General features: G+C 66.3%; 8 protein-coding genes and 2 rRNA genes (1 of these 10 only partly in view). All 10 read left to right on the top strand.

Annotated elements, in window-relative coordinates; all coding sequences use genetic code 11:
* A 23S ribosomal RNA gene (locus NH8B_RS19085) occupies positions 1 to 922 on the top strand; it begins 1,969 nt to the left of the window's first position.
* A gap of 116 nt (positions 923 to 1,038) precedes the next feature.
* A 5S ribosomal RNA gene (gene rrf / locus NH8B_RS19080) occupies positions 1,039 to 1,152 on the top strand.
* A gap of 196 nt (positions 1,153 to 1,348) precedes the next feature.
* Positions 1,349 to 1,849: an adenylyltransferase/cytidyltransferase family protein gene (locus NH8B_RS19075; protein WP_014088711.1), complete on the top strand. Its 501-nt coding sequence runs from the start codon at positions 1,349 to 1,351 to the stop codon at positions 1,847 to 1,849.
* Positions 1,846 to 2,814, top strand: a complete 969-nt coding sequence (locus NH8B_RS19070) for a biotin--[acetyl-CoA-carboxylase] ligase (protein ID WP_014088710.1) — start codon at positions 1,846 to 1,848, stop codon at positions 2,812 to 2,814. Before NH8B_RS19075 ends, NH8B_RS19070 begins: the two co-directional genes overlap by 4 nt.
* Positions 2,811 to 3,527 carry a type III pantothenate kinase gene (locus NH8B_RS19065; protein WP_014088709.1) on the top strand — a complete coding sequence of 239 codons (717 nt, stop codon included), beginning with the start codon at positions 2,811 to 2,813 and terminating at the stop codon, positions 3,525 to 3,527. Before NH8B_RS19070 ends, NH8B_RS19065 begins: the two co-directional genes overlap by 4 nt.
* Positions 3,524 to 4,369, top strand: coding sequence for an SPOR domain-containing protein (locus NH8B_RS19060; protein WP_014088708.1), 846 nt, complete (start codon positions 3,524 to 3,526; stop codon positions 4,367 to 4,369). Before NH8B_RS19065 ends, NH8B_RS19060 begins: the two co-directional genes overlap by 4 nt.
* 86 nt (positions 4,370 to 4,455) lie before the next feature.
* Complete coding sequence (locus NH8B_RS19055; protein WP_014088707.1) at positions 4,456 to 5,253, top strand: YoaK family protein; 798 nt, start codon at positions 4,456 to 4,458, stop codon at positions 5,251 to 5,253.
* A gap of 90 nt (positions 5,254 to 5,343) precedes the next feature.
* Complete coding sequence (locus NH8B_RS19050) at positions 5,344 to 7,308, top strand: PhoX family protein (RefSeq protein WP_014088706.1); 1,965 nt, start codon at positions 5,344 to 5,346, stop codon at positions 7,306 to 7,308.
* Between the two features lie 231 nt (positions 7,309 to 7,539).
* Positions 7,540 to 8,505 (top strand): agmatinase, encoded by a 966-nt coding sequence (gene speB, locus NH8B_RS19045; protein ID WP_008952027.1) that lies wholly within the window; start codon positions 7,540 to 7,542, stop codon positions 8,503 to 8,505.
* A gap of 90 nt (positions 8,506 to 8,595) precedes the next feature.
* On the top strand, positions 8,596 to 9,735 hold the full coding sequence (locus tag NH8B_RS19040; protein ID WP_041703163.1) for a hypothetical protein: 1,140 nt from the start codon (positions 8,596 to 8,598) through the stop codon (positions 9,733 to 9,735).
* The last annotated feature ends 15 nt before the right edge of the window (positions 9,736 to 9,750 follow it).

The following is a 9,750-nucleotide window of genomic DNA, read 5'->3' as shown; positions in this document are numbered from 1 at the left end:
GGCCACACTGTCTCCTCCTGAGACTCAGCGAAGTTGAAATGTTTGTGAAGATGCAATCTCCCCGCTGCTAGACGGAAAGACCCCGTGAACCTTTACTGTAGCTTTGCATTGGACTTTGAACAGACTTGTGTAGGATAGGTGGGAGGCTATGAAGCTGAGACGCTAGTTTCAGTGGAGCCGTCCTTGAAATACCACCCTGGTGTGTTTGAGGTTCTAACCTTGGTCCGTGATCCGGATCGGGGACAGTGCATGGTAGGCAGTTTGACTGGGGCGGTCTCCTCCCAAAGTGTAACGGAGGAGTTCGAAGGTCACCTAGGTACGGTCGGAAATCGTGCTGATAGTGCAATGGCATAAGGTGGCTTAACTGCGAGACCGACAAGTCGAGCAGGTGCGAAAGCAGGACATAGTGATCCGGTGGTTCTGAATGGAAGGGCCATCGCTCAACGGATAAAAGGTACTCCGGGGATAACAGGCTGATTCCGCCCAAGAGTTCACATCGACGGCGGAGTTTGGCACCTCGATGTCGGCTCATCACATCCTGGGGCTGTAGCCGGTCCCAAGGGTATGGCTGTTCGCCATTTAAAGTGGTACGTGAGCTGGGTTCAAAACGTCGTGAGACAGTTTGGTCCCTATCTGCAGTGGGCGTTGGAAGTTTGACGGGGGCTGCTCCTAGTACGAGAGGACCGGAGTGGACGAACCTCTGGTGTACCGGTTGTCACGCCAGTGGCATTGCCGGGTAGCTAAGTTCGGAAGAGATAACCGCTGAAAGCATCTAAGCGGGAAACTCGCCTGAAGATGAGACTTCCCTGAGGGCTTGACCCTCCTGAAGAGTCGTTCGAGACCAGGACGTTGATAGGTCGGGTGTGGAAGCGCTGTGAGGCGTGAAGCTAACCGATACTAATTGCTCGTGAGGCTTGATCCTATCATTTGAGTGGCTTGGGCCACGCGGTGAATAGAGTGCGACGTACGATCGATTACCCAATTCGAAATGGAAGCTGAGAGGCTTCCAGGCTTCTTCCCGTTTGTTGACAGTTTATGTCTGGCGGCCTTAGCGAGGTGGTCCCACCCCTTCCCATCCCGAACAGGACCGTGAAACGCCTTAGCGCCGATGATAGTGCGGCATTGCCGTGTGAAAGTAGGACACCGCCAGACTCCCCTTACAAAAGCCCAGCTCATCCGAGCTGGGCTTTTGGCTTTGCACCCGCGGCGTGAATCCCTGGGCGCCGCCGTTTTACCGGCAAGGCGGCGCTTGGGGGCCGCCGTGACGGATGGTATCCTGACTGACTTGTCGAGCCGCAAGGCCGTGGCGCGCTGGCGTAGCCGCGTGCGGTCAGTTTGAAGGAAATCCATGAGCTATCCCTCTCCCCTGTTTGAAAACAAGATCTGTCCGCCGGAGCAACTGGCCGAACGGCTGGCGGCGCTGCCGCGCCCGCTGGTCTTCACCAACGGCTGCTTCGACATCCTGCATCGCGGCCACGTGACCTATCTGGCGCAGGCGGCGGCGCTGGGGGCAGGCCTGGTGGTGGCGATCAACACCGATGCCTCGGTCAAGCGCCTGGGCAAGGGCGACGACCGTCCGATCAATTCCCAAGGCAACCGCGCCGCAGTGCTGGCGGCGCTGGAGAGCGTCAGCCTAGTGACATGGTTCGATAGCGATACCCCGGCCGAGCTGATCGAGCTGGTCAAGCCCGACGTGCTGGTGAAGGGGGGCGACTGGACCCCGGACCGCATCGTCGGCGCGGCTGAAACGCTGGGACGCGGCGGCCAGGTGCATTCGATCCCGTTCCTGTTCGACACCTCGACCACCGCGACGCTGCAGAAGATCCGCGAAAGCGAAGGCAAGGCGTGAGCGAGCAATACGCATTCGCGGTGCTGAGGGCGTTGTCCGACGGCCGCTTTCATTCCGGCGAGGCGATCGCGCAGCAGCTGGGAGTATCGCGCACCCTGGTGTGGCAGGCGGTGCACGCCATCGAGAACGATTTCGGCCTGACGGTGTACAGCGTGCGCGGCCAGGGCTACAAGTTGGCCGAAGGGTTCGAATGGCTGGATGTGGCGGCGATCCGCGCCGGACTCTCGCCGGTGGCGGCTGAGGCCCTTACCGTGGCGGTGGCGGAGCGCATCGATTCGACCAATTCCCAGCTGATGCAGCATGCCACCAGCAGCGATCTGCACGGCCTGGTGCTGGCCGCCGAGTTGCAGAGCGCCGGGCGCGGCCGTCTTGGCCGGCGCTGGCAGGCGCGCTTGGGGGCGGGGCTGACCTTCTCCCTGCTGTGGCGATTCGACAAGGGTCTGGCGGGGCTCGCCGGCCTGTCGCTGGCGGTCGGCGTGGCGCTGGCGCGCGCGCTGCGCGCGCTGGGGGCGCCGGTCATGCTGAAGTGGCCGAACGATGTGCTGCTCGACGGCAAGAAGCTGGCCGGCATCCTGATCGAGCTCTCCGGCGAGGCGATGGGGCCGGCGGCGGTGGTGATCGGCATCGGCCTCAACCTGCAATCGCCGGGCGAGGTCGATCAGCCGGTGGCGGCGCTGGATCAGGCCGGTGTCCGTGTGGGTCGCAATGCCCTGCTGGCGGCGCTGCTCAACGAGCTGCAGCAGGTTCTCGACGCCTTTGCCAAACAGGGGTTCGCCGCAGTACGCGAAGAGTGGCTGGCGTTGTCGGCGCACCGCGACAGCCCGGTGCGCCTGTCGTTCTCGCACGGCGAGCCGATCGAGGGTATCGCCCGCGGCGTGGCCGAGGACGGCGCGTTGGAAGTGGAAACAGCGGCGGGAATGCAGCGCTTCCACGTCGGCGAAGTGAGCCTGAGGCCGTTGTCGTGAAGCTGCTGATCGACGCCGGCAATACCCGGGTGAAGTGGGCGCTGCACGATGGCCGCGACTGGCTGGCGCAGGGCGCGGTGGCGCACGCCGACATCCCGACCCTGGCCGCGGTCTGGGCGGGGTATCCCATTCGCGGCGTGCACGCGGCCTCGGTGGCGAGTGCGGCGGTGACGGCGGCACTGGAGGCGGTGGTGCCGCAGCCGGTGCAGTGGGTGAGGTCGCAGCGTGACGGTGGCGGAGTATGCAACCATTACCGTGACCCGGGCGAGCAGGGGGCAGACCGCTGGCTGGCGGTGCTGGCGGCGCGCGAATTGGTTGCTGGCGACGTGGTGGTGGCCTGTGCCGGCACCGCGTTGACGGTGGAGGCGCTGACCGCCGAGGGCGATTATCTGGGCGGGCTGATCCTGCCCGGGCATGCCTTGATGCTGGAGAGCCTGGCGCGCGGTACCGCCAACCTCAACCGGGTGCCGGGGCAGGTGGTGGCATTTCCGCAAGGCACGCAGGATGCGCTGGCGTCGGGGGCGGTGGACGCCTTGTGCGGCGCGATCGAGCGCATGCGGGGCCGTCTGGCCGAGACCACCGGACGCGGGCCGGCCGAACTGCTGCTGACCGGGGGCGATGCCGAGCGGCTGGCACCCTGGCTCGCGGCACCGCTGCGGATCGTGGATAATCTGGTCCTCATGGGATTGTTAAAAGTGGCGGGCGAATCATGAAGTGGTTTCTAGCCTTGGTGGTTGGGCTGAATCTGGTGGCGGCATTGTACGGGGCGCTGAAGCCGCACCCGACGGTCGATATCCACGCCCAGGAAGTCAGTCCGGAGTCGCTCAAGCTGCTGCCGGCCGGCTGGGTCGCCGCGTCGGCCCCCGTCGCCATGACGGCGAAGGTGGTGACGAGCGCGCCGGCCGCCGCGGCGACCCCGACCGCGCTGCCGGCCTCGCTCGATGCCGTGCCGGCGGTTGCGCCAGGAAAGGCAGCCGTGCCAGTCCCGAATCCGGTGGAGGCCAAGCCCGTGCCTGCGCCCAAGCTGGCAGCGGTGCCGCCGGCCCCGGTCGAGGCCGCTCCGAAGGTCGCGGTAGCCAAGCCCGAGGCGCTGGCGTGCTACCAGTGGGGGCCGTTCGAGGCGCGCCAGCTGGCTCACGTGAAGGCACGCCTGGCATCGCTCAAGCTCGGCGCGGGCCAGCTCAAGGAGACGCAGAGCAGCGAGCTGCGCGGCAGCGGCAAGTTCTGGGTCTTCCACCCGGCGCTGGCGACGCCGGCCGAAGCGCAGACCTTGCTGGCCGAGCTCAAGGGCAAGGGTTTCGACGGCTACATCGTGCAGAACGACGAGCGCAAGGGCAGCGTGTCGCTCGGTCTGTTCGGCAGCGAGGCCTCGGCCCAGGCGCTGGCGGCCAAGGCCAAGGCGGCGGGGTATGCCAAGGTGCAGGTCGAGCCGCGTGGTCAGCAGGTGACCCGCACCCGGCTCACGCTGGGGGCGCTGAACGCGCAGCAGGTTGCGCATCTTGAGGCATTGCAGAAGCGTTTGCTGCCGGGAGTGCCGCTGGCGGCGTGTCCGTGAACGTCGGCCCGCTTGCCAGTGCGCAGCGGGCGGCGCATTATTGAAAAGCGGCGCTCCTGCCGCTTTTTCTTTGGCCATCTGCTGCCATGTCGCGACGCGTCAATATCACCCGGTTGTTGGACCGGGGGCCTTTCAACGACCGGGTCATCCATCAGCTCGGCTGGTCGATGGCGTTCAGCGCCGGCGCCCTCAACGCCGGCGGTTTCCTCGCGGTACACCGCTACACCTCCCACGTTTCCGGCGTCGTCTCCAGCATGGCGGACCATTTCGCGCTGGGCGAATTGCGCCTGGCCCTGTCCGCGCTGTTGATGCTGGTGAGCTTCGTGGCCGGGGCGATGCATTCCACCTGGCTGATCATCTGGGCACGGCGCCGGCGCCTGCGCGGCGGCTACGGCGTGTCGATCATGGAGGAGGCCCTGCTGCTGCTGCTGTTCGGCCTGCTGGGGGCGGGGCTGTCGACGCACAAGGGGCTGTTGACGCCGCCGACGGTGCTGCTGCTGTGCTTCATCATGGGCATGCACAACACCATCGTCACCAAGCTGTCGCGCGGGCTGCTGCGCACCACGCACATGACCGGCACCGCCACCGACATCGGCATCGAGCTGGCCAAGCTGCTCTACCTTGATCGCGCCGGCCCGACGCGGGTGCAACGGGTGCAGGCCAATCACGCCAAGCTGCGGCTCTACCTGCTGATCCTGGTGTCGTTCTTCGTCGGCGGGGTGGTCGGGGCGCTGGGTTTCAAGCATCTCGGTTTCGGCTTTTCGCTGCCGCTGGCGGGCGGGCTGTTCCTGCTCGGCTTGCGCCCGGTGTGGTACGACGTGAGGCTGCGTCTGCGCCTGTGGCAGCAGCAGGGCTGGGCGGCGCGCGATCATTCATCAAATTGACATGACGTCGTGATCTGTTTGTCATGTCCAGCTCTTAGGCTTGGCGGTCGATTCCCTGCGGGGTGAGACCGATTTTCCAGGAGCGTTGTAATGAGCGAGAGCTACAGGATCAAGCAGCACGGCGTGGACGAACCGACCAATCCTTCGGCCAACCTGGCCCTGTCCGAGGTGCTGGCAGCGCGTTTCTCGCGCCGTGGCGTGCTGAAAGGCACCGGGGCGGCCGGGCTGGCCGGCCTGCTGGGCGGTAGCCTGGCCACGCTGGCCGAGGCGGCGCAGATGCCGTTCGCGCGCAAGGCTCCGGTGCTGGGCTTCAAGCCGGTGCCGTTCGGTTTCGAGGACAAGGTGGTGGTGCCGGAAGGCTACGTGGCGGACGTGCTGTACGCCTGGGGCGATCCGGTCGGCATCAAGGGGGCGATGCCGGCGTTCAAGCCGGATGCATCCAACAGCGCCGCCGAGCAGGAACTGCAGGCCGGCATGCACCACGACGGCATGGCCTTCTTCCCGCTGCCGCTGGGCTCTACCGGCTCCAAGCACGGCCTGATGGCGATCAACCACGAATACACCGACGACGGTTTGCTGCACAGCGACGGCATGAAGACCTGGAACGCCGACAAGGTGAAGAAGGCGCAGGCGGCGGTGGGGGTGTCGGTGATCGAGGTCGAGGCCACCGGCAAGGGCGGCTGGAAGGTGGTGCGCCCGTCCAGATACGCGCGCCGCATCCACGCCAACACTCCGATCGCCATCCAGGGCCCGGCGCGCGGCCACGCGCTGATGCAGACCGAGGCCGACCCGAAGGGGATGGAGGTGCTCGGCACCTTCCAGAACTGCGCCAGCGGCCCGACGCCGTGGGGCACCTACCTCACCTGCGAAGAAAACTTCGACGGCGTGTTCGTCAACGATTCCGGCAAGCTGACCGACTTGGAGAAGCGCTACGGCATCTCCAACAAGGACGCCGGCTACAAGTGGGCATGGGAAGATTTCCGCTTCGACGCCCAGCTCAACCCGAACGAGCCGAACCGCTTCGGCTGGGTGGTGGAGATCGATCCGTTCGATCCGAAAGCCAAGCCGGTCAAACGCACGGCCTTGGGCCGTTTCAAGCACGAAGGCGCGACGGTGACGATCGCCCCGTCCGGCCACGCCGTGGTGTACATGGGCGACGACCAGCGCTTCGAGTACATCTACAAGTTCGTTTCCAAGAACACGTTCGATCCGAAAAACCGCAAGGCCAACATGCACCTGCTGGACGAGGGCACGCTGTACGTGGCGCGCTTCGACGCCGACGGTTCCGGCCAGTGGCTGCCGCTGGTGGCCGGCCAGAACGGTCTGAGCGCCGACAAGGGCTTCGCCAGCCAGGGCGACGTGGTGATCAAGGCGCGCATGGCGGCCGACGTGATGGGCGCCACCAAGATGGACCGTCCGGAATGGATCGCGGTGCATAGCCACAAGCCGGGCGAGGTGTACTGCACCCTGACCAACAACAGCGACCGCGGCAAGGACGGCAAGCCGGGCCCGGACGCCGCCAACCCGCGCGCCGACAACAAGTTCGGCCACATCATCCGCTGGAACGAGCACGGCGGCGACGCCGCCGCCATGGTGTTCAAGTGGGACATCTTCGCGCTGGCGGGCCGTCCCGACGCGGCCAAGCCGGAGCACAAGGGCAACATCAAGGGCGATTATTTCGGCAGCCAGGATGGCCTGAAGTTCGACTACAACGGCGTGTTGTGGGTCGAGACCGACGTCTCCACCTCGACGGTGAACATGAAAGAGTACCAGGGTATGGGCAACAACCAGATGCTGGCGGTGGTGCCGGAGACCGGCGAGTTCCGTCGCTTCCTGACCGGCCCGAACGGCTGCGAGATCACCGGCATCGCCTTCACCCCGGACAACAAGACGCTGTTCATCAATATCCAGCACCCGGGCGAGCCGGACAGCGAGCGCTCCGATCCGGACAAGCCGCTGGCGATCTCCAGCTGGCCGGAGGGGCCGAAAGCCGGCCGGCCGCGCGCCGCTACCGTGGTGATCCGCAAGCTGGACGGCGGCGTGATCGGCTCCTGATTGTCGTCGTACCTCTGAAGCCTCTGCCGGCGGGGTCCCCGCCGGTTTTTTTCATGCCGGGGTGGCTTCGGCCAACCCCGGCGGGCTTGAAAGTACCGGGCCGGCGCGGCACACTATCGGCCTCCGTGCCAAGGCGGCGCGGCAGCCTCAACCCGTCGGCTCGCAAGATGGACGGGAAGCGTCGGTGCCGGCTGTGGTGCCGCTCCGGCGTACTCTCTGACGGAGAGTTTCATGTCTCACACGATTCATGGCGATGGCGCCATTCGTCGTACCTCGCTGTACGGTTCCTCAATCGAAAACACTTACGCCGGCGTGCTCAGCTTCATGCGCCGCAACTACACGCGCGACCTCAGCGGCGTCGACGTGGCGATTTCCGGCATCCCGCTCGACCTGGCGGTGACCTTCCGCCCCGGCGCGCGTCTCGGTCCGGCGGCGGTGCGCGCCGCCAGCGTGCAGTTGGCCGAACTGAAGCCGTTTCCGTGGGGCTTCGACCCGTTCGACGACCTGGCGGTGATCGACTACGGCGACTGCTGGTTCGACGCCCACAACCCGCTGACCATCAAGGACAGCATCATCGAGCACGCGCGCACCATCCTGGCCTCCGGCGCCAAGATGCTGACCTTCGGCGGCGACCACTACGTCACCTACCCGCTGTTGATCGCGCACGCCGAGAAGTTCGGCAAGCCGCTGTCGATCATCCACTTCGACGCGCACTGCGACACCTGGCCGGACGACAGCCCCGATTCGCTCAACCACGGCACCATGTTCTACAAGGCGGTGAAGGACGGCCTGATCGACCCGCAGACCTCGGTGCAGGTCGGCCTGCGCACCTGGAACGACGACTTCATGGGCATCCAGCGCCTGGATGCGCCGTGGGTGCACGACCACGGCACCGATGCCGCTATCGCGCGCATCAAGGAGATCGTCGGCGACAACCCGACCTACCTCACCTTCGACATCGACTGTCTCGACCCGGCGTTCGCGCCGGGCACCGGCACCCCGGTGCCGGGCGGGCTGACCACGGCGCAGGCGCTGAAGATCGTGCGCAACCTGGGCGACGTCAACCTGGTCGGCATGGACGTGGTGGAGGTGTCGCCGCCGTTCGACCAGAGCGAGATCACCGCGCTGGCCGCGGCGCACATCGCCTGCGATCTGCTGTGCCTGCTGCGCAACCGCAAGCTGGCCGGCACGCTGTAAGCGTTCCTCCCGCCCCCTCTCCGATGACGCCACTGCCCGCAGTGGCGTTGTTTTTTGTATGCTGCTGTCAGATCGATGCCGGATACCCGTATGAAGACCATGATGCTCCGTGTCGGCCTCGCCACCCTCGGTGCGGCCGGCCTGCTGTCGCCGCTGCCGGCGGCAGCGCAATTGCTGCAGGGCCAGATTGGCAGCGCCGCGGTGGTGATGGAATTGAACCTCGCCAAGGATGGCAAGGCCGACGGCCGCTACTTTTACCGCAAGTATCACCACGACATCGCGCTGGACGGCCAGCGCCGCGCCGACGGCAGCGTCATGCTGGGCGAGAACCAGGGCTACGACGAGAGCCGTACCGACCTGGTGCTGCGCCCGGACGGCAAGGGCGGCTGGCAGGGGCGCTGGCAGGGCAGCAAGCCGGTCAGCCTGAGCCCGCTGCCGCCCGACGCCTTGCCCGCCAGCGAGGTGGCCGCGCTGGCACGGCTGCGCCAGCAGCATCCCTACGAGTTCGTGCGCCTGGCCGATCTGACGCTGCGTCCGGGGCGGGAGCAGCGCGTCGGCAGCTACCGGCTGCGCTGGTGGCAGGAGCCGGTCAGCAAGATCCGCTTCTTCCGGGTGGAGGAGGGCTACCCCGCCGGGGTGCAGCAGCGCCTCAACCGCGTGCTGGAGAGCCGGCACTGGCAGGAGGTGAACGGCTACTTCGACTGTGCCTTGGGCGGTGCGCGCCGCCGCGGCTTCGATTACGAGCAGACGGTCACGCCGCGCCTGCTCAACGAACACGTGCTCAGCGCCAGCGTGTTCACCAGTTTCGACTGCGGCGGCGCCCACCCCGATTTCGGCGACAACCCGCTCAACCTCGAGGTGCAGAGCGGCCGTGAACTGCAGTTGGAGGACGTGCTGTGGCTGGGCCAGGGCAAGCCCCGGCTGGCGCGTGATGCCGACGGTCATTTGCAGAATTACGACTACCAGAACAAGGTGCTCGGCCCGTGGCTGGCACGCACCCTGCGCCAGCTCTACCCGCAGCAGATGGCGTCGCCGGGCAAGGACGACGGCTGCGACTACCGCGACAGCGGGCTGTGGACCTTGCCGACCTGGTACCTGCTGCCGCAGGGGCTGTACCTTGGGCCGTCGTTCCCGCGCGTGGCGCGCGCCTGCGAGTACCCGGAATGGCCGGTGCTGCCGTGGAAAGTGGTGGACCGCCACCGTGGCGAGGCGGCGCTGCCGCTGCACTGAGGGCGGACGGCAACG

Origin of the sequence: Pseudogulbenkiania sp. NH8B (assembly GCF_000283535.1) — a bacterium.
Lineage (GTDB): Bacteria > Pseudomonadota > Gammaproteobacteria > Burkholderiales > Chromobacteriaceae > Pseudogulbenkiania > Pseudogulbenkiania ferrooxidans.
Note: the sequence above shows the minus strand (reverse complement) of the source record. Positions and strands in the feature narration are given on the sequence as shown.